Origin of the sequence: Plantactinospora alkalitolerans (genome assembly GCF_015690345.1) — a bacterium.
GTDB classification, from domain to species: Bacteria; Actinomycetota; Actinomycetes; order Mycobacteriales; family Micromonosporaceae; genus Plantactinospora; species Plantactinospora alkalitolerans.
Window position 1 is genome coordinate 1 of record NZ_JADPUN010000296.1, and the last position, 19,412, is coordinate 19,412.

The 19,412-nt window shown below is 70.9% G+C and carries 16 protein-coding genes; 9 read left to right on the plus strand and 7 right to left on the minus strand.

The annotated features are described in order from the left end of the window. Positions 1 to 310: 310 nt before the first annotated feature. Positions 311 to 1,168: a C39 family peptidase gene (locus tag I0C86_RS33495; RefSeq protein WP_196205315.1), complete on the plus strand. Its 858-nt coding sequence runs from the start codon at positions 311 to 313 to the stop codon at positions 1,166 to 1,168. 148 nt (positions 1,169 to 1,316) lie between these two features. On the opposite strand, the gene I0C86_RS33500 is transcribed toward I0C86_RS33495, so the two are convergent. The 5 genes from I0C86_RS33500 to I0C86_RS33520 all read right to left on the minus strand — a co-directional run bounded on the left by I0C86_RS33500 (position 1,317) and on the right by I0C86_RS33520 (position 7,433). Further along, positions 1,317 to 2,087 (minus strand): GNAT family N-acetyltransferase, encoded by a 771-nt coding sequence (locus I0C86_RS33500; RefSeq protein ID WP_196205316.1) that lies wholly within the window; start codon positions 2,085 to 2,087, stop codon positions 1,317 to 1,319. A gap of 13 nt (positions 2,088 to 2,100) precedes the next feature. Further along, positions 2,101 to 3,792 (minus strand): CDP-glycerol glycerophosphotransferase family protein, encoded by a 1,692-nt coding sequence (locus tag I0C86_RS33505; protein ID WP_196205317.1) that lies wholly within the window; start codon positions 3,790 to 3,792, stop codon positions 2,101 to 2,103. Positions 3,793 to 3,849: 57 nt separating this feature from the next. Further along, positions 3,850 to 5,481 carry a bifunctional cytidylyltransferase/SDR family oxidoreductase gene (locus tag I0C86_RS33510; protein ID WP_196205318.1) on the minus strand — a complete coding sequence of 544 codons (1,632 nt, stop codon included), beginning with the start codon at positions 5,479 to 5,481 and terminating at the stop codon, positions 3,850 to 3,852. A 238-nt stretch (positions 5,482 to 5,719) separates the two neighbouring features. Next, entirely contained in the window at positions 5,720 to 6,544 is an 825-nt protein-coding gene (locus tag I0C86_RS33515; protein ID WP_196205319.1) for an ABC transporter ATP-binding protein, read from the minus strand. Beyond that, complete coding sequence (locus I0C86_RS33520; protein ID WP_196205320.1) at positions 6,537 to 7,433, minus strand: ABC transporter permease; 897 nt, start codon at positions 7,431 to 7,433, stop codon at positions 6,537 to 6,539. Before I0C86_RS33520 ends, I0C86_RS33515 begins: the two co-directional genes overlap by 8 nt. Positions 7,434 to 7,595: 162 nt before the next feature. Between I0C86_RS33520 and I0C86_RS33525 the strand changes: the two genes are divergently transcribed. The 7 genes from I0C86_RS33525 to I0C86_RS33555 all read left to right on the plus strand — a co-directional run bounded on the left by I0C86_RS33525 (position 7,596) and on the right by I0C86_RS33555 (position 14,649). Beyond that, complete coding sequence (locus I0C86_RS33525; RefSeq protein WP_196205321.1) at positions 7,596 to 8,264, plus strand: TetR/AcrR family transcriptional regulator; 669 nt, start codon at positions 7,596 to 7,598, stop codon at positions 8,262 to 8,264. A gap of 151 nt (positions 8,265 to 8,415) precedes the next feature. Next, positions 8,416 to 9,525 (plus strand): DegT/DnrJ/EryC1/StrS family aminotransferase, encoded by a 1,110-nt coding sequence (locus tag I0C86_RS33530; RefSeq protein ID WP_196205322.1) that lies wholly within the window; start codon positions 8,416 to 8,418, stop codon positions 9,523 to 9,525. Then, positions 9,522 to 10,580 carry a Gfo/Idh/MocA family protein gene (locus I0C86_RS33535; protein WP_196205323.1) on the plus strand — a complete coding sequence of 353 codons (1,059 nt, stop codon included), beginning with the start codon at positions 9,522 to 9,524 and terminating at the stop codon, positions 10,578 to 10,580. The genes I0C86_RS33530 and I0C86_RS33535 overlap by 4 nt, the downstream gene beginning before the upstream one ends. Positions 10,581 to 10,684: 104 nt before the next feature. Continuing rightward, positions 10,685 to 11,932 (plus strand): glycosyltransferase family 4 protein, encoded by a 1,248-nt coding sequence (locus I0C86_RS33540; RefSeq protein WP_323373994.1) that lies wholly within the window; start codon positions 10,685 to 10,687, stop codon positions 11,930 to 11,932. Positions 11,933 to 11,941: 9 nt separating this feature from the next. Beyond that, entirely contained in the window at positions 11,942 to 12,550 is a 609-nt protein-coding gene (locus tag I0C86_RS33545) for a hypothetical protein (protein WP_230395213.1), read from the plus strand. Further along, complete coding sequence (locus tag I0C86_RS33550) at positions 12,547 to 13,938, plus strand: glycosyltransferase (protein WP_196205324.1); 1,392 nt, start codon at positions 12,547 to 12,549, stop codon at positions 13,936 to 13,938. Before I0C86_RS33545 ends, I0C86_RS33550 begins: the two co-directional genes overlap by 4 nt. A gap of 30 nt (positions 13,939 to 13,968) precedes the next feature. Further along, complete coding sequence (locus I0C86_RS33555) at positions 13,969 to 14,649, plus strand: hypothetical protein (protein ID WP_196205325.1); 681 nt, start codon at positions 13,969 to 13,971, stop codon at positions 14,647 to 14,649. Positions 14,650 to 14,742: 93 nt separating this feature from the next. On the opposite strand, the gene I0C86_RS33560 is transcribed toward I0C86_RS33555, so the two are convergent. Then, complete coding sequence (locus I0C86_RS33560; RefSeq protein ID WP_196205326.1) at positions 14,743 to 15,951, minus strand: glycosyltransferase family 2 protein; 1,209 nt, start codon at positions 15,949 to 15,951, stop codon at positions 14,743 to 14,745. Positions 15,952 to 16,479: 528 nt separating this feature from the next. Between I0C86_RS33560 and I0C86_RS33565 the strand changes: the two genes are divergently transcribed. Next, entirely contained in the window at positions 16,480 to 18,402 is a 1,923-nt protein-coding gene (locus tag I0C86_RS33565) for an arabinofuranosyltransferase (RefSeq protein ID WP_196205327.1), read from the plus strand. Positions 18,403 to 18,457: 55 nt separating this feature from the next. On the opposite strand, the gene I0C86_RS33570 is transcribed toward I0C86_RS33565, so the two are convergent. Then, complete coding sequence (locus I0C86_RS33570) at positions 18,458 to 19,291, minus strand: class I SAM-dependent methyltransferase (RefSeq protein ID WP_196205328.1); 834 nt, start codon at positions 19,289 to 19,291, stop codon at positions 18,458 to 18,460. Between the last annotated feature and the right edge of the window lie 121 nt (positions 19,292 to 19,412).

The following is a 19,412-nucleotide window of genomic DNA, read 5'->3' on the forward strand; positions in this document are numbered from 1 at the left end:
GCCACCATCTCCGGGCCGCTGCGGGCCCCGGCGAGGTCGCACCCCGGTGCGTGATGCGCCGGCGGGCCCGAGCCGTTCTCGCGTCACAAACCGCTGTCTGGCCGGGGGTCAGCGACCCGCTTCGGGCCGGCGGGCCCGCAGCGGCCCGGAGATGGTGCCGAACCACGGTGCGCCGTTGACGGCCAGGCCGGAAGAACTGTCCCCGCGCTGATAGGCGCGGCCTCGCGTCGCATTCTCGACAGCGGATAGAAACGACGCGTAACCGGTCGGATACAACGACTGGTAATGCGTATTTCCCTGGAGGATCACGTTGAACCATCCCGTTTACCAACGGCTTAGAAATGCCGCGTCCGGACGACGTAACCGGCTCGCGCTCGCCGCGGCCGTGGTCGCGGCGGCCGCGTCCACCACCGGCGTCGCGCTCGCGTCGACCGGGCAGTCCGCGACGCCCACCGACACCTCGACCGTGGCCGTCGCGGAACTGGGTCGGTCCGCCGCCAAGGCCGCCCAGGCCGAGGCGTTGGAGACGACGACCGCACCGGAAACGGCCGCACCGGCCAGCCCGTCGGACCCGGCGACCGCCGAGCCGACCCGTGCGGCGTCGAGCGCGGCGAAGGCGGCCCCGACCAGCACCCCGAGCAAGCGGCCGGCCCCGCCGGCCAGCAAGGTGCTCGACTACCAGTTCCAGGCCCAGATCAACGGCTGGTACTGCGGCCCGGCGGCCACCCGGATCGCCCTGACCGCGCGTGGCGAGCGGCCGAGCCAGGACGAGGTGGCCGGTGACCTCGGCACCACCATGAGCGGAACGAACTCGGCCCAGGACACCACCCGGGTACTGAACAAGGTCATCGGCACCGACTTCTACCGGAGCACCATGCTCTCCGGTGGCGCGGCGAGCCCGGCCCAGATGGACCAGCTCCAGGCCGACGTCGTACACGCGGTCAGCAACGGGTACGCCGTGGTGGCCAACATCGCGGGCTCGGCCACGGATGTCGACGGCGGCTGGCACAGCTACCCCGGTGGCCACTACCTGACCGTGGTCGGCTACCGGGACAACGGCCGTACGGTGAAGATCGCCGACCCGGCCATCCCGGGCGACGACAGCACCTACTGGCTGACCACCATCGACCTGGCGAACTGGGCAGCCACCCGCGGCTACTCGTCCTGACCCGGTAGCGCCGGTCCGGTTCGTCCGCCGGCCCACCGCCGATCCGATCCGTCCGCCGGCCCACCTCGTCCGTCCGTGCGTCCCTTGCCGACGCGGACGGACGAGTGGGCCGGCGGACGTCGTTCGGCACCCGTTCGACCGTGCATGATCAGCCCGGGGGCGGGCCGCCGACCACGAACTCCCCGTACTCGGCGATCGGGGTGAAGCCGAGCCGTCGGTACAGCGCGATCGCGGCGACGTTGTCCGCCTTGACGTTCAGGGTCACCTGGTCGACGGTGTCCAGCAGCCGCCGGCAGAGCGCCGCGACCGCCGCCGTGGCAAGTCCCTGCCCCCGGACGCCGGGGTGGGTGGTCACGTTCCCCAGGGCGCTCACCCGGTATTTGGGGGACCAGACGTGCACCCCGGCCACCGCGAGCAGTTCGCCGCCGCGGCGTACCCCGACGTACTGGCCGGTCTCGATCATCCGCTGGTCGAACCAGTTGTCCGGATACGCCGCCGCGTAGAGCGCGGCCAACTCGGGTACGTCGGCGGGGCCGAGCAGCTCGCCGGCCGGCGCCACCCGGTCCAGCCTGGTGGCGTCGGTGAGAGCCATCTTCAGGTGCGGGCCGCGCGGCTCCACCCGGAGGTGTCGGGCCAGCACCGCCTCCCCGCCCGGGGACAGATGGGCGTCGAAGCGCCGGGGAAGCAGCGGGACGAGCGCGGTCAGTAGTTCGGTAAGTGCCTGCGGCGAGCGGTCGAACGCGAGCAGGACCGGAACGCCGCCGCCGTGGTAGACCAGCGCCACCGAGTCGCCCAGCCGGTACCAGCTGGTGTACGGCCAGTAGAAGTCGTCGAGGTCCCCGAGCTCGTACGCGTGCAGGTGCGGGTCGCGGCGCAGCAGGCCGGCGAGTTCGTCCCGGTCGTGACCGGCCCTGATCATCCTCGTCTCCAGATCACGACACGGGCGCGGGCCGAGGTGCCGGTACGGTCGGCGCCCCCGTCGCGACGTCGAGGTGCCGTCGGGCCTCGTCGAGGAACCCGTCGGCGTACGCCTCGGCGGGGAAGTCGCCCAGATACCGGGTCCGGGTCCGCCAGCGGGTCTGCTCCAGCGGATCGGTGTCGAGCAACTGGTCCAGCACATCGTCGAGATTGGACATGTCGGACCGCAGCACGTAACCGGAGCCGGCCAACGGGAAGCTCTGCACGAACCGCTCGCCCTCGCCGACCCGGTCGGTCACCGCGTACGGCTTCGCCGAGTAGAGGTAGTCGGAGATCACCGCGGATACGTCCGACACCAGCGCGTGCGACCGGTTGACGCACTCGACCAGCGTCATCTTCCGGGCCGCGTCGGCGCCGAACACGTGCTGCCGACCGGTGGCGGCCCGATCCTCGGCGAGCACCTGTTCGAGCCGGGCGAGTTGCCGGGCCGACGCCGGATTCTGCGAGGTGTACGGGTGGGCCCGGAGGATGACCGTCGCACCCCGGTCCAGCAGCCGGCGGACCAGGGTCTCGCCGACCGGCAGCGAGCAGTAGTCGACGTCGGCGTGGTGGCCGGTCCAGGTCGGGGTGTAGAGCACGACCTTCTCGGCCCGGTCCCGGATCGGCTCGCGGGTGACGGCGATCGACTCCACCTGCGGCCGGCCGACGATCGCGAACTTCTCCCTCGGGATGACCACGCCGTTGCGGGCGTACCGGTCGATCGCCGCCTGACCGGCGACGAAGATCTTGTCGAAGATCGCCGAGACCGGGTTGGCGCTCGGTGCCTTGTCGCTGTCGCCGTGGTGCAACTGGATGTGCGTGAGGTGCGAGAACCGGATCGAGTGGCTGTTCTTGGCGCCGTGGTTGACGTAGAACGCCACCCGCAGGCTGGGCACCATCGCCTCGTCGATCGAGCGTGGCGTCGGGCAGACCACCACCGGCGCGCTGGTGGCGGCCGAAACCGGCGCCAGGAAGTTCGGCTCGCGCAGCAGCACCATGAACGGCCGGCCGATCCGTTCCAGGTACGGCAGCCACATCATGACCTGGTACTCCGACCCGGGCGGGGCGGTGAAGTAGAGCAGGAACTCCGGCTGGTGCCGGCGGAGCGCCTGGGTGACCGGGCTCTGTCCGGCCGACGGCCGCAGCCGCCGCAGGGCGATCGGCATGATCGCGCCCACGGCACAGGTCGCACCGACGAGCACGGTGACGATCAACGCCGGCCAGGCCGGCAGGCTCAGCGCCGCGCTGGCGACCAGCGCGACGACCAGGAGCAGGACGGCCGGACCCAGCCGCCCCGCGACCAGCAGCGGCGACGAGCGTACGCCGAGGTTGGCCGACCGGACCTCCCACTCGGCGGCGTCCCGCAGCGGGCGCTCGGCGAGGGTGAGCCCGAGCAGCGCCGCCCCGGTGACCACCAGGGTCCACCGGGCCTCGGGGACCAGCCGGGCGTACCCGACCAGCACACCCGCGATCAGCAGCACCGGCTCGGCGACCAGGTCGGAGCGCGGGTTGATCCGCCGCTCGGCCCAGACCGAGGCCGCGGCCGCCACCGCCAGCGCGAGCCCGACCAGTTCGGCCGAGGTCAGGGCGAGGGTGAGGAAGGACAGGACCGCCAGGCCGGCGCTGAGGCACCGGATGGCCAGCTTCCTGACCAGATCACCACGCATGATCTTCCTTCCCTGCCGGAGCGCCCGGCGGTGGCACGGGCTCCGACGACGATGTGGCTACGGTGTGCCCACCCGGGGCGACGGCAGCGGTTCGATGGAGCGCTGTCGGGCGACCGGCCCAGCCAGCCCGTTCCCGTTCTCGGCCTGGCCGTCCGGAGCGGTCTGGCCGTCCGGAGCGGTCTGGCCGTCCCGAGCGGTCTGGCCGTCCCGAGCGACCGGACCGGCGTTCGGCTCGACGGGGGTGCCGGCCGGGTCGCCGGGGGAGCGGCGGACGTCGACCACCTGGCCGGTCAGCCCGGAGAGCAGAACGTCGAGGGAGACCCGGGCGACGGTGTCCGCCGCCAGCAGCGTGTGCTCCGGCTCGTCGCCGAACGCCCGGGTCCGCATCGGCGTGGCGGTCCGTTCGGGGTTGACGCAGTTCACCCGTACGCCGATCTCGGACCACTCGTCGGCGAGCGCCTGGGTCAGGTTCACCACGGCGGCCTTGGTGGCGGAGTAGAGGGCGTACCGGGCCCGTCCCCGGGTGTACGAACTGGAGGTGTAGAGCAGTAGCTGGCCCCGGGTCTGCCGGAGGTACGGCAGTGCCTGCCGGGCGATGGTGACCGGGGCCATCAGGTTGACCTGGAACATCTGCTCGATGGTCGGCTCGTCCATCTCGGCGAGCGCACCCATCCGGAGTACGCCGGCCGTCACCACCACGTGGTCGATCCGGCCGGTCGCCTCGAACGCGGTCCGCAGCGCGGCGGCGACGTCGTCGGCCCGCTCGACGTGGGTGCCGGTGCTCGACCGGCTGACCGGGAACACGTCGGCGCCGTACCCCCGGGCCACCTCGGCCAGCCGGTGGCCGATGCCGTGGCTGCCGCCGAAGACGACGACGGTCCGCCCGCTCAGTTCCTCGGTGTACGCCCGCTCGTCCACCAGCCGGGGCGCCTGCGCGGCGGCGAGCTGGAACAGCTTGTCCGCCAGGTGTACGTCGACCGGATGGGTGACCTTGATGTTCTCGTCCGAGCCCTCGATGACCTTGATGGGTACGTCGGGCAGGTAGCGGAGCACCACTCCGCAGTCGTCGGTCGCGCTGAACCCGGCGTCGTCGGCGGCCAGCCGGTAGGCCTCCCGGATGGTGCTGGACCGGAACGCCTGCGGCGTCTGGCCCCGGCGCAGCCTGGCCCGGACCGGGATGCCGGTGATGCAGTCGTCCTCGTCCACCTGGATGATCGTGTCGGCGGACGGGATGGCCACGTCGACGGCGGCGTGGGTCCAGAGGGCGTTGACGCACTCCCGGACGATCCGGGGGCTCAGCAGCGGCCGGACCGCGTCGTGGAAGAGGACGTTGCAGTCGTCGGGTCCGATCGCGTCCAGGGCCAGCCGGGTGGTCGCGTTGCGGGTGTCGCCGCCCTCGATCACCTGGCTGACCTTGCGGAAGCCGGCCTTGTCGACGATCTGTCGCGCCGCGTCGAGATGGCCCGGCGCCATCAGCACGATGATCTCGTCGATCTCGGCGGCGGCCTCGAAGACCGCGATGGTGTGTTCGAGGATCGGCTTTCCGGCGATCTTCAGCAGTTGCTTCGGGATGCCCAGCCCGACCCGGGTTCCGGTGCCGCCGGCCAGCACCACGGCCACCGTCCGGTCGGGCCGCCATCCGGCGGTGGCCGGTTGGCCGGTCGGCGTCGTCGCCGGGTCATGCGCCATTGCCGATCCTCACTGACTCTGCACCATCGATGTGCCGGTGTTCCCTCGGTCGTTCACGCCATCTGGGCCGAAACGGCGCATGGCGGGCGGATTCGCACCGGGCCGGACTGGTGTGACCCTAGGACCCTAGCGCGGGACCGGCCGGGCATCAGCTTCCTGACCGCCCGGCCGCCGGCACCGCTGCCGCCGGGCGGCGGGTGTGACGCCGCCCGACAGCCGGTCTCCTGGTTGCGGAGAGTTATGTCCGGTTCATGAATTTCTCGTACTCGGCGACGACCTCGTCGGTGGGACCGTCCGCCCGGATCAGCCCCGACTCCAGCCAGATCGACCGTTCGCAGGTGTCCCGGATCGTGCCGATACCGTGACTGACCAGGAACACCGTTCCGGCCTCGGCGCGTAGTTCGCGGACCCGCTGCTCGCTGCGCCGCCGGAACCGTACGTCACCGGTGGCGAGCGCCTCGTCGATCAGCAGTACGTCGTGCTTCTTCGCCGCCGCGATGGAGAACCGCAGCCGGGCACCCATGCCGGACGAGTACGTCCGCATCGGCAGCGAGCTGAAGTCGCCGCGCTCGTTGATCCCGGAGAACGTGATGATGTCCGGCGTGACCTGCTTCACCTGGGCCGGGGTCATTCCCATCGCCAGGCAGCCCAGTGCGACGTTGCGTTCCCCGGAGAGGTCGTTCAGCAGCGCCGCGTTCACCCCGAGCAGCGACGGCTGCCCCTGGGTGTAGACGGCACCCCGGCTGGCCGGGAGCAGTCCGGCGATCGCCCGCAGCAGCGTCGACTTGCCGGAGCCGTTGCTGCCGATCAGGCCGATCGCCTCACCCCGGTACGCGGTGAAGGTGACGCCCTTGACCGCGTGCACCTCGGTGATCGCGCCGGTCTTCCCGCCGGTCACGATCCGCTTCAGGGCGGCGACCGGGCTGCCGTTGCCGCCGGCACCGGCGCCGTGCACCCGGTAGACGATGTGCACGTCGTCGACCACGACGGTGGGGATCCGGGAACCGCCGGCGCCGGTGGTGGTCGCCGAGAGGTCGGTCTGGGTAACGGTCTGCTCAGCCACGGCCGTACTCCTTCTCGCCACGCCAGAAGTAGATGAACCCGAGGACACCTGCCACCAGCGCCCAGCCGATGCCGAGCAGCCAGGACTGGGTCTGCGACGCGGTCACCGGTGCCGTCTCCATCAGCGCGTGCCGCATCAGTTCGATGTACACCAGCAGGGGGTTGAGCTGCACCAGCCAGGCGACCGTCCCCGGAAGGTGCTTCTCGAAGTTGGCCACGCTGTAGAGCACGCCGGATCCGTACATCCAGGTACGCATCACGAACGGCACGACCTGCTTCAGGTCGGTGACCTTGGACCCGAGGCGGGCCATCGCCATCGCCACGCCGGCGTTGAACACCGACTGGAGCAGCATCGCGGGCACCAGCAGCAGCCATTCCAGGGTCAGCGGCTCGCCGTCGACCAGGACGATGCCGGCCAGCACGACGATCGAGGCGAGCAGCTGCTGGAACTGGGTCAGCGTGATCGCGATCGGCAGGGCGGCCCGGGGGAAGTGCAGCGCCCGGATCAGCCCGAGGTTGCCGGTGATCGCCTGGACGCCGCCGCTCACCACCGACTGGGTGAAGGTGAAGACGAAGAGGCCGGTGCAGAGGTAGGCGATGAAGTTGTCGATCTCGCCGCTGGTGTTGAGCACCACCCCGAAGATCAGGTAGTAGACCGCCGCGTTGGTCAGCGGGGTCAGCACCTGCCAGACCCGACCCAGGCGGGCGGTGCTGAACGACGCCGCCAGTTTGGCGTTGGCGTAGGCGGAGATGAAGTGCCGATAGGACCAGAGCTGCTTGATGTACGTGACGAGGCCGGGCCGTTCGCCGGCGACCGACAGGCCGTACCGGGCCGCCAGCTCTGCCTGGGTCAGCTCTGCATCGGGGTTTGCTACCGCCGTGGTGGCCATAGCTGGGCGCTCCGATCTGTTCGGGCTGCAAGCGTCAAGATGCGCGCGACTTTCCCGGGCCGGAGCCAGGGCGGGGGAACGCCAGTGGGCCGTCGCTCCGTGGAAGGTAGTCCAAACTACGTCGGGACGCAACCGTACCGTCGTCGCGCTATATTGGCCCACGTGGCGACCGACAACCGGCGTGCTCCAGCGGGAGCGGCGGTACTCCGAGGGGAGATCACCGCTGCCCTGCGCATGGCCGTGATGCAGGAACTCGCCGCGGTCGGATACGGACGCCTCTCGATCGAGGCGGTCGCACGCCGGGCCGGCGTCGGCAAGACGGCGATCTATCGCCGGTGGAACTCGAAGCTGGAGATGGTGCTGGAGATCGTTTCCCGGGTTGCGGGGCAGAGCCTACCGCTGCCGGACACCGGAAGCCTACGGGGTGACCTTGAGGTGTTGCTCCAGATCGTGGCCCGAGCCCTACGACACCGCCTGGCCTCGCAGATCATCCCGGATCTGCTCGCCGAGGCGGCCAGAAATCCGGAGATCGCCCAGACCCTGCAAGAGGCCCTGCGTGCGAACCAGCGGGACATCGGCATACTGTTGCTGGACCGTGCGGTCGGTCGTGGTGAGCTTCCCGAGGGAACGGACCCGGACGCCGCGGTCGATCTGATCATCGGTCCGCTCTACTGGCGGTTCGCCGTCGCCCGCACCCCACTCCCGGAGGACTACCTGCCGCGAATGGCCGCCGCGATCGCGGCCGGACTGGGCGTGGGGGGCGTCGCCGCCGAAGTGGTGGAGGACGCCGTCGTCCCGGGAGGGAGCGTGGGCGTCGCCCTGCCAACCTGACCATCCCGCCACCGACGCACCGAGCCCGGTCACGCCCGGTCGAGGGTCCATCCGCAGGTCGTGACCTACCCCGCACCACCCGATTCGCCTACCGCACAACGAGCTAGCATCGCATGCCAACCGCGATCCCCCCAGCTACAGGAGGATGCCCATGGCCGGGCAGAACGCAGACCTGATCCCGCCTGCCAAACCAGTCATCGGAGACGCCGAGATCGAGGCCGCGGTGCGGGTGCTCCGCAGCGGCAAGGTCGTGCAGGGCCCGGAGGTGGCGGCGTTCGAGGAGGAGTTCTCCGAGCTCGTGGCCGGCCGGCACTGTGTCGCGGTCAACTCGGGCACCTCCGCTCTCCAACTGGCCCTGCTGGCGCTCGGCATCGGACGCGGCGACGAGGTCATCGTCCCGTCGTTCTCCTTCGCGGCGAGCGCCAACGCGGTCCGGCTGGTCGGCGCCGAGCCGGTCTTCGTCGACATCGAGCCGGGCAGCTTCTGCGTGGACCCGGACGCGGTCGCGGCGGCGGTCACCCCGCGCACCGTGGCGATCATGCCGGTACACCTCTACGGCCACCCGGCCGCGATGGACCGGCTGATGCCGATCGCGCAGCGGCACAACCTGGCCGTCGTCGAGGACGCGGCCCAGGCGCACGGCGCGGCCCTGGGCGGCCAGCCGGTCGGTGCCTTCGGCGCCGCCGGGTGCTTCAGCTTCTATCCGACCAAGAACATGCACGCCCTGGAGGGCGGCATGATCACCACCGCCGACCCGGAGCTGGCCCGGACCCTGCGGCTGCTCCGCAACCAGGGCATGGAGCAGCGGTACGCGAACGAGATCGTCGGCGCGAACATGCGGCTCACCGACGTGGCGGCGGCGATCGGCCGGGTACAGCTCCAGCAGCTTCCCGACTGGACCGAGCAGCGGCGCGCGAACGCCAAGTTCCTCGACTCCCGGATCACCGGCGTGATCACCCCGCCGGTGGCCGACGCGGCGCGCCACGTCTACCACCAGTACACCGTCCGGATCACCGGGGACCGGGACGCCGCCCAGCGGCAACTGCTGGAGCAGGGCGTGGGCAACGCGGTCTACTACCCGACCCCGATCCACCGGCTCAAGCCGTACCTGGGCGAGGACGGCAAGCCCGGCCCGTGGGACCTGCCGGAGACCGAGCGGGCCGCCCGGGAGGTCGTCTCGCTGCCGATCCATCCCGCGTTGACCCCGGACCAGCTGGAGCGGATCGCCAACGCCGCGAACAGCCTGGCGGGTGCCGAATGAGCGGCCAGGCGCGCACGTTGCGCGCGGGACTGATCGGCCTCGGTGCGATGGGGCGCAACCACGCCCGGGTGCTGTCCGGCCTGGACGGCGTGGACCTGGTCGGCGTCGTGGACCCGGCCGGCGACCCCACCGGCACGCTGCGGGCGCCGGTGCTGTCCACCGTCGCCGAGCTGCTCGCGCTGAAGCTCGACTACGCCGTGGTGGCCTGCCCGACGGCACTGCACGAGGAGGTCGGCCTGGAGCTGGCCGCGAACGGCGTCTGCGCGTTGATCGAGAAGCCCCTCGCGCAGTCCCTCGACGCGGCGACCCGACTGGTCGAGGCGTTCGAGGCGGCCGGTCTGGTCGCCGGGGTCGGACACATCGAGCGGTACAACCCCGCGTTGCAGAGCCTGCGTACCCGGCTGGAGGCGGGCGAGCTGGGCGAGGTGTTCCAGGTCGTCACCCGGCGGCAGGGTCCCTTCCCGCACCGGATCGCCGACGTGGGCGTGGTGATGGACCTGGCCACCCACGACATCGACCTGACGAGCTGGGTCACCGGCCAGGAGTACCGCTCGGTGTCGGCACGCACCGTCTCGCGCAGCGGCCGGCTGCACGAGGACATGGTCGCGGTCGTCGGGCAGCTGGCCGACGGGACGATGGTCAACCACCTGGTCAACTGGCTCAGCCCGCTCAAGGAACGGTCCACTGTGATCACCGGTGACCGGGGCTGCTTCGTCGCCGACACGCTCACCGCCGACCTCACCTTCTACGCCAACGGCGCCATCGACACCGAGTGGGAGGCGCTGCGCGCGTTCCGGGGCGTGGCCGAGGGCGACATGGTCCGGTACGCGATCCCGAAGCGTGAGCCGCTGCTGGTGGAACACGAGCGGTTCCGGGACGCGGTGGAGGGCAAGGAGAGCGACATCGTGACGCTCCGCCAGGGGCTGCGTACCGTCGAGGTCTCCGCCGCCGTGCTGCGGTCGGCCTCCGACGGCAGCACCGTCGACGTCGGTCCGGGTGCCGCGGTGCCCGCACCCGCCCAGCGGTCCGGAGTGGACGACGTCGCCTCGCGGTAGGTGCCGGTAATGGGTAGCGTCCGGTGCCGGGCCCGTTTCGCCCGGTACGGCAAGCTGGTCCACAATCGAGGGTCCCGAGCGCAGAGAGCTGGAGGTACATCCGGGTGGCGGCAACTCCTGTGAAAGACGTGGCCATCGTCACGCCCTGGTACCCCACCCGGGATATGCCGTTCCGTGGAGCGTTCGTCCAGGCCATGGTCGGGGCGACCGCACCCGGTTGCGACCGGGTGACGGTGTACCACGGCGACGCGTGGGTGGCGGCACTGTCGGACCGCGACGACGAACTCGTCGGCCGCGCCCACGCGGAACTGCTCGGGCTCGCCACGGCGCGGACCCCGACGGTGGGCGGTGCCCAGCTGCGGTACGTGCCGGTGCCGATCCCGCGCGGTCGCTGGCACGCCGAGATCGCGCACCGGCACGCCGCGACCCTGGGGGCGGCGCTCGGTGGGAAGCCGATCGACGCTCCGGTGGTGCACGCCCACGTCGGGCTGCCCGGCGGATGGGCCGCGATCCGCAACGCCCGGCCCGACGCCCGGATCTTCGTCACCGAACACGCCACGTTCCTCGACCAGGTGCTGGACACCCCCGAGGCACGGGCGATGTACGACGAGGTGCTGCACCGGGCCGACGGGTTCTTCGCCGTCGGTGAGGCGGTCCGTGCCCCCCTGCTGGAGGCGTTCCCGCACCACGCGGACCGGATCACCTTCATCGCGAACCCGATCGACTTCGACGTGTCCCGTCCGGAGCCGGTCACCGACCTGCGCCGCTGGCTGTACGTCGGCGGCCTCATCCCGCGCAAGGGCGTGGACCTCCTGCTGGAGGCCTTCGCCACCTGCCGGGCCGAGGACCCGACCCTGACCCTGACCCTGGTCGGGGCGGGCGAGCTGGCCGGCAAGCTGTCCGAGCGGGCCGCCGAACTCGGGGTCGCCGAGGCGGTCACCCAGACCGGGGCGCTTCCGCCGGACGAGGCGCTCCGGCTGATGCGCGAGCACGACCTGCTGGTGCACAACAGCCGCTTCGAGACGTTCGGGGTGACCGTGATCGAGGCCGCCGCCGCCGGCATGCCGGTCCTGGTCACCAGGTGCGGTGGGCCGGAGGAGACGCTGGCCGGCGTCGAGGAGTCGGCCGGCGAGCTGATCGACGTCGAGGACACCCCGGACGTGATCGTCGCCGGATACCGGCGACTGCGGTCGCGCTTCCCGCAACAGGTGGACCTGTCGCTGGCGCGCCGGGAACTCGCGGCCCGGTACAGCTATCCGTCGGTCGCGCAGGCGCACCACCGCATCTGGTTCGCCGACGCACCGGCTGCGGGAACGTCCGATGCCCTGTCGGTTCCCGCGCAACGGTCCTGAGGAGTGATCATGCAGGTACTCTTCCTGGCGCTGGGCGCCACCCGCAGGCGGGCCGTGGTCGAGGAGACCGCGCAGGTGGTGGCCGACGGCGGGCGGGCGGTTGTCCTGGTCGCGGCCGCGAAGCCCTGGAGCCGGGAACGGTTCCACCCCGAGGTGCAGGTCGTCGATCTCAGCAAACTGGAGGCGCACGGTCCGATCCGGAAGGTCGAGCGGGCGCTGCTGTTCAGCGGCCCGGGACTGGTGTTCCGGGCGCTCGGCCGGGGTCCGATGAAGACGTTCGCCCGGCGGGCCGGTGGGGCGTACGAGCGCAGGATCGCCTCGCCGGTCCATCGCGCCCTTCTGCCCCGCAACGGCGAGGACCCCGCCGAACTGCAGCAGCGGCTGATCCGCCGCCAGGTGCTGGCCGGCAGGCCGCCGTTCGATCTGTTCGTGGTGAGCGACCCGGCGTCGATGCCACCGGCCGCGCGACTCCTCGCACGTCCCGCCGGCAGCGACTCGCCTGCGCCGAGGGTCGCCTACCGTTATGACTACGCTGGATCCGGCGGGCCCGTCCCGCGTCAGCCGGCCGTCCCGGCGCTCCCTTCCTCCGCATCCGCCGCTGCAAAGGAAAGCAGATGAAAGTCAGGCGTGCACCAATGCGCCCGCGCGTCCTGTACCTCTCCTTCTACTTCCCGCCCTCCCGGGCGAGTGGTGTCTACCGGGCTCGGGCCACCGCGAACCATCTCGCCGCCAAGGGCTGGGACGTCACCGCCTGTGCGGCACCGCTGGACTTCCTCTACGGCGTCATCGGTTCCGTCGACGAGGAACTGACCGCCACGATCGATCCGAGGATCACCGTCGAACGCCCGTCACTGAACCAGTTCGCCTGGAACAAGGACCTGCGGCAGTACGGCCGGTTCCGTGGTTCGATGCCGTTGCTGGCGCAGAAGCTCTACAGCCTCAGCCAGCGCAAGGGTTTCCCCGAGAACTACGCCTCGTGGGGGCTGAACGCGGTCGCCCGGGGCCTGAAGCTGCACGCCCGGAACCGGTTCGACGTGGTGCTGGCCACCGGCAACCCGTTCGCGTCGTTCGGGGCGGCCTGGCTGTTCAGCCGGATCACCGGCGTGCCCTACATCGTCGACTACCGCGACTCGTGGACGTTGGACCTGTTCACCGACAGCCCCGCCTTCCCCGACGGCCATCCCGCCTGGCAGTGGGAGAAGCGGGTGCTCGGCGGTGCCGCCACCTCGGTCTTCGTCAACGAGGCGCTGCGCGGCTGGCACGCCGAGCGCTACCCGCGGGTGGCGGACCGGATGATGGTGGTGCCGAACGGCTGGGACGCGGACCTGCTGACCTCGTCGCCCGGTGACCGGCCGACGGACCGGACCCGGCCGTTGAGCTTCGACTACCTCGGGACCATGACCAGCAAGCAGCCGGTGGAGGAGTTGACCGAGGCGTGGACGCGGGCGCGTCGGCACCCGGACCTGGCCGACGCCGAGCTGAACATCCACGGTCACCTCGGTTTCTTCCGCAACGCCCACCATGACCTCCGGCAGCGGCTGGGCCTGCCGCCGGAGGAGGGCGACGACCCGGCCGGCTACGAGGGGAAGGACCTGGGCATCCGGTACCGCGGCCCGGTGTCGAAGACCGAGGTCGCCCGGGTCTACGAAGAGAGCGACGTGCTGGTGTTCCTTGCCGGCGGAGGCCGGTACGTCACCTCGGGCAAGATCTTCGAGTACATGGCGACCGGGCGGCCGATCGTCTCGGTGCACGCGCCCGGCATCGCCGCCAAGGACGTGCTTTCGGGCTACCCGCTCTGGTTCAACGCGGACAGCCTGGACGTCGACGCGGTGGCCCACACGATGGTCCAGGCCGGCAAGGCGGCCCGCGACCTCACCCCGGAGCAGCGGGCGGTGGCCCGGCGGCACGCCGACGGCTTCACCCGGGACGGGCTGCTCGCTCCCCTGGAGGCGCGGATGCGGTCGCTGGTCAAGCGACCGCTGGCGGAGCCCGGGTCGGAGGACTGAACCGTGAGTGCGGAGAAGGAGTCAGTGATCATGGGCGAGCGTGCGGAACCGGTCGGTCCGGCCCCGTCGAACGGGCCCGTCGACGCGGGCGGCGCCCAGGCGGCGGCACCGGGGCGGTCGTCCGGGGCTCCGGTCCGGGTCATGCTGCTGGCGTTCACCCACCGCCTGCCGGAGCGGGTCCGCAACTACGTCCTCAACCTGCTGGCCGAGGGCGTCGAGGTCGACCTGGCGATCCTGGGTACGGACGCCTGGTCCGAGCACGAGCCGGAGCAGTGGGCCGAGGTCAGTCGTCATCCGCGGCTGCGGGTGCACAGCCTCGACGGTGCCGAGCACCGGCACCCGGTGCGCCGGGTCGAACGGCTGCTGGTCTACAAGCTGCCCGGCGGTGCGGTGGCCGGGACCAAGCGGCTGACCGGCCGGGGCCAGCGGTCGGGGGACGGCGGTCAGCCGGAGGAGGGCCAGCAGCGGATCGCCGACGCGATCCACAACCGGGTCTTCATGCCGTTCTACCGGCTGGGTCGGCCGCGCCTGCTGGCCCGGATGTTCCACAAGCGGCTCGCCGGGGTGGACTTCACCGACGTGGACCGGGTGGTGGCGGCGGATGTCTACGCGGTGACGTTCGGTTGGCAGCTCGCCCGTCGGTACCCGCATCTGGTCGCGACGATGCAGCTCGACCTGAACCTGCACGAGAGCCACCGTTCGGCCGGCTGAGCACCACGAGCGCGCTCGGCCGGACCGGGCACCACGAAACGCCGAAAATCGACCGGCGGCCGGGCACCGCCCGACCGCCGGTCGATTAGCCTGTCAGAGGTCGTCGACCCGGGTCAGCCCGACGATGATCGACAACAGCACGGACTGCACTCCGACCACGATGAGGCCGACGCCCAGGATCGGCAGTCGCATGGTCTCGACCGCCTGGAGTTCGTCGAATCCGGCCGCGCCCCAGCTCCACAGGGCGTACCCGAAGCAGCCGAGTCCGGCGAGGACCACCAGCGCGCCGATGCTGACTCCCCGGCGTACCGCGAAGTCGCCGATCCGCATCTCCATGCGGTTGTCGGCGGGTAACAGCCCGGACTGCGTCGCGTGGGCGTGGACCACCACGGCGAGGGCGACCGCCTGCACTCCGATGGAAACTCCGGTGGCCGCCGCGAGCATCGTGTGCAGGTCGAACGCCAGTCCGCCGACGCGCTGCGGGCCGGCGAGCAGCCAGGCCAGCACCAGGATGCCGCCGATGAGCAGCGCGAGGCCCGGGTACAGCAGCATCCAGCGGGGGCTCAGCGCGAGCAGGAACCGCAGGTGCCGCCAGCCGTCCCGCCAGGTACGCAGGTGGGGCGCCCGGGTCCGGCCGTCCGGGGCGAGGGTGGTGGGAACCTCGTCGATGGTCAGTTGGGCCAGGGCGGCCCGGGCGACCATCTCGCTGGCGAACTCCATGCCGGAGGTCCGCAGCGACAGGTCCAGGATGCGGTCCCGGCGGAAGCCGCGCATTCCGCAGTGGAAGTCGCCGATCGGCACCCGGAAGAACGTCCGGCCGAGGAACGACAGCACCGGGTTGCCCAGGAACCGGTGCAGGGCGGGCATCGCCCCCCGTTGGATGCCGCCCTTGAACCGGTTGCCCATGACCAGGTCCGCGCCGGTGCGCAGCCGGTCGAGGAAGGGTCCGAGGTCGTGCAGCGCGTAGCTGTCGTCGGCGTCCGCCATGATCACGTACTGCCCGCGCGCGGCCGTGATGCCGGTCCGCAGCGCGGCGCCGTAGCCGCGCCGCTCGCAGTGGATGAGGCGGGCGCCTTCCGCGATCGCGATCTCCTGTGACCCGTCGGTCGACCCGTTGTCGGAGACGATGACCTCGCCGCGGACGCCGAGCTCGGACATGCAGGCCAACGCCTTGCGGATGCAGACGGCGAGGGTCTCCGCCTCGTTGAGGCAGGGCATTACCACCGACAGCTCGACCTCACCGACCTCGTCGTGCTCGGTGCCGACCTGTTCGGGTACGTGGATGACCTGGTCAATCGTCATCGGATAATCCGCCACTCGTGATGATTGATCGCCGCGCGGTCAACTCCGCAGCGTTCTTGGCTGAAACTCGGACTCGCTATTTTGGAGGGGATCCGCTGTCGACCAAGGAGTCTTGCCTCCTGCGGATGTAACCGGGGCGGGGAAGGTCCCGACGCGGCGACAGGCTACACCAACAGTTGGTCACGCTGGGTACCTCGGCCCCCCGGCCATCATCCGGCGGCCCGCCGGCCTGCGGCATCGGCGGCAATTGTCGGTTAGCGCGGTCTCGGCCGGATCGGCCGTCTTAGGACCGTGATCGGATTCCCTGACCACTTCCACCGGGTGCCAATCGCGTTTCCGGCGACGCCCGAACGCCCGATCGTGATCATCCGTGATCGGGCTCAGGCCGTTCCGGTTGCACCGATCTTCGGATTCCGTCCGTTCGGACAGGAACGGATTCCGTTCAGTCAGGGCCGCGTTCGGCCGGTCCCGTGTGCGCGGGCAATGTCCGCTAGGCTGGCCCGCGATTTCCAACGGGAGGACATGACGGTGACGACTGCGCCGGAGATTGCCCAGGTCGAACCGCCTCGGGAGGCGCCACCACGGGTTGGCATCGCTGCCCGGGCCCGCGCGATGATGCCGGCCGGGGCAGGGTTCTGGGCGACCCTGACCTGGGCGGTGGGCTTCCCGCTGGCCGTGCTCCTGGTGAAACTGCTGGACGGCAACCCCCTCACCGGGCGGGGGTCGGTGGGACCGGTCGCCATCGGGATCGTCGGTGGGGTCGTCGTGCTCGTGCTGGTGGTGCGGAGATACTCCGACACCCTGATGGGGTTGCTGGCCGGTGGCTACGCCGCCTGGTGCGGACTGACCCTCGTCGCGTCCTACCACGGCACACCGTTCGGCGATTCCGGCCTGCGCGGCGACTCGGCCCGGCTGGCCACGATGGCCACCCGGTTCAGCACCACCTGGCAGCCGGTGGACGGAATCGTGCCGTCGGTGCCGGCCGAGTACCCGCCGCTCTTCCCGTGGTTGCTCGGGCGACTCTCGACGATCATCGACCGCCCGGCGTGGTCGCTCATCGGGTACGGCGAGGCCACCCTGATCTCGGCGGCGGTCCTGTTCGCGTTCCTGCTCTGGCGGGGCATCGTGCCGACTCCGGTCGCGCTGGCGCTGGCAGTGCTGCCGCCCTGGGTCTTCAACCAGCCCCGGAAGTCGTACGAGATCATCACCATCGCCGTCTTCGTGCCGTGGGTGCTCCGGACCTTCACCAACCGGTCCCGCTCCGAGGGTGGGCTGCACTGGCTCAGCGCCGGAATCATCGGTGGACTGCTGGTCCAGACCTACCAGGGGTACCTGCTCTTCGGCGTGCTCGGCATCCTGGCCATCATCGCCTTCACCTGGCACGGCGCCGCCGACCGGATGGCGTACCTGCGGCACGTGCTCGGTGCCGGGCTCACCGCGTTCGTCGTGGCGTCCTGGTACCTGGTGCCGTATCTCTACGGCACCCTCACCCTCCACGGCAGTCGGGTCAACGACTACTTCATCTCGCCCGCGATCGTCGAGGACCCGCTCGGGATCTGGTTCCTGACCGGCCCCTTCGGCAACCCGCTCTACATCGTCGAGCTCGTCGGCCTGCTCGGGCTGATCTGGTACTGGAAGACCCGGTGGTGGGCCCGCCCGATGCTGCTTCTCGTGGCCGGCGTGTACGTCTACCGGTGGGCCCTGGTGCTGATCTTCGTCGGCAACGGCCACACCCTCTACCTGCACTACACCACCCGGCTGATCGGCCTGGTGTTCGCCTCGGCCGGCATCCTGACCGCGATCACGGCGGTACCGGCGCTCGCCCGCCGGGTGACCACCCGCTCCCTGCGCGGTGTCGGCGTGCTCAGCATGTCGGCGCTGCTGGTGGTCACCGCAATGGCCGGCCTGGGCACCTGGATGCCCTGGCCACGGGGGATCAACGACGTCAAACGGCCGGCCGACAGCTTCTCGCCGAACCTGGCCACCTACACCCACGCCGAGCCGCTGCCGAACGGGAAGCGGCCCCGGTACGCGCCGAAGGGTGTGACCGTCGCCTGGTTCCCGGCCGAGCCGATCCGGGAGGTGGTCGAGGGGACGCTCGGCGAAGGTGCCCGGCCCTCGACCCTCGCGTACGACGAGCGGATGTTCGCCTACTACCCGTGGAAGGGCTACGTCGCCGTCGAGCGGCTGGCGTCCAACACCTTCTCGAAGTGGGACGAGCGGCACGCCGAACTCGTCCGGATCGCGGGGATCAAGGACCCGGCCGAGTTCGCCCGCGCCTCGGCGGACACCGAGTTCGGCGGCATCGACGTCTTCGTACTGCGCCGACGCGGTGCGGGTTGGATGTGGGGCGACGTGGTGTTCGACGCCGCGCAGTTCAGTCCGACCTACTGGCGGGTCGCCGACGACCTGCCCAGCAACACCGCCGTGGCGGTACGACTGCCCGGCTGATCGGGACCGGACGAGCGGGGCGGGCGGCGTCGGATCCGGCGCCGCCCGCCCCGGCTCAGTTCTGCTTGCGGGGTGCCGGCAGCAGTTGGCGGGCCCAACGGCGCAGCGAGGGCCGATTGCCGGCGGCGGGCCGGTTCGGATCGGGGAGCGGTTTCGCGAGGTCCTTCCGCGGTGTCCGGACCCGGGGCGGGCCGCCCGGCTTCTGCACCCGGAACGAGAACTGTCCGCAGAACTGCAACTTGCGCAGGTTGACCAGGGCGGCCCGGCGCTTGGTCGCGACGCCCCACTCGTCGATCTCCGTGTTCAACGGCGAGCGTTGGAACCAGCTCCCGTGTTCGGGCCGGCGGCCGAACCACTGGCGGTGCATGAGCGCGATCCCGTCGATTCCCGGCCGCACCTCGGTGAGTTCCATGCCGGCGTCGGATACGAGCACCTTGAAGCCGTAGATCGTGTAGTTCCACAGACTCCAGGCGTGGTACGGCTCGAGTTGGGAGGTGCTGCCGATGAAGAGCCCGCCGGGCTGGAGCACCCGGGCTATCTCGCGCAGCAGCGGCTCGGGATGGCGGACGTGCTCGAACACCTGGTTCGAGTAGATCAACGGTATCGAGTTGTCGGCGAACGGCAGGTTCACGCCGTCGTAGAAGAGCACCTGCTCGCCCTCGATGCCCTTGGCGTAGTCGGACTGCAGGATGTCGACCCCGACCCACTGGACGTCGGATCGCCACTTGCGGGCCAGCAGCGCGGAGGCGCCGTTGCCGCAGCCGAGGTCGACGACGAGCGGCGGCGAGTCCGGGCCGGTCAACTCCTCTTCCAGGTAGTACTGCGAGTGCACCTGGCGGGAATGGTCATCGGGAATGTGCTCGGCCATCAATTGCCACAGCGTTGCCACGAAACCGTCCTAGCGATAATCCGTCTACTTCGGACCCCGACGGCTGACTGTCCGCTCAGGTGCCGGGCCGGGGAGCCACGCGATCAAGAGAGACTAGCCGCTGGAACGGTGACGTGGTGAG

What these genes read in the sequence shown, in the direction of transcription:
- I0C86_RS33500 (WP_196205316.1), bottom strand. Translation starts at nt 2,087, where the DNA reads ATGATCAGGGCCGGTCACGACCGGGACGAACTCGCCGGCCTGCTGCGC.
- I0C86_RS33505 (WP_196205317.1), bottom strand. Translation starts at nt 3,792, where the DNA reads ATGCGTGGTGATCTGGTCAGGAAGCTGGCCATCCGGTGCCTCAGCGCC.
- I0C86_RS33510 (WP_196205318.1), bottom strand. Translation starts at nt 5,481, where the DNA reads ATGGCGCATGACCCGGCGACGACGCCGACCGGCCAACCGGCCACCGCC.
- I0C86_RS33520 (WP_196205320.1), bottom strand. Translation starts at nt 7,433, where the DNA reads ATGGCCACCACGGCGGTAGCAAACCCCGATGCAGAGCTGACCCAGGCA.
- I0C86_RS33530 (WP_196205322.1), top strand. Translation starts at nt 8,416, where the DNA reads ATGGCCGGGCAGAACGCAGACCTGATCCCGCCTGCCAAACCAGTCATC.
- I0C86_RS33535 (WP_196205323.1), top strand. Translation starts at nt 9,522, where the DNA reads ATGAGCGGCCAGGCGCGCACGTTGCGCGCGGGACTGATCGGCCTCGGT.
- I0C86_RS33545 (WP_230395213.1), top strand. Translation starts at nt 11,942, where the DNA reads ATGCAGGTACTCTTCCTGGCGCTGGGCGCCACCCGCAGGCGGGCCGTG.
- I0C86_RS33550 (WP_196205324.1), top strand. Translation starts at nt 12,547, where the DNA reads ATGAAAGTCAGGCGTGCACCAATGCGCCCGCGCGTCCTGTACCTCTCC.
- I0C86_RS33555 (WP_196205325.1), top strand. Translation starts at nt 13,969, where the DNA reads ATGGGCGAGCGTGCGGAACCGGTCGGTCCGGCCCCGTCGAACGGGCCC.
- I0C86_RS33560 (WP_196205326.1), bottom strand. Translation starts at nt 15,951, where the DNA reads ATGACGATTGACCAGGTCATCCACGTACCCGAACAGGTCGGCACCGAG.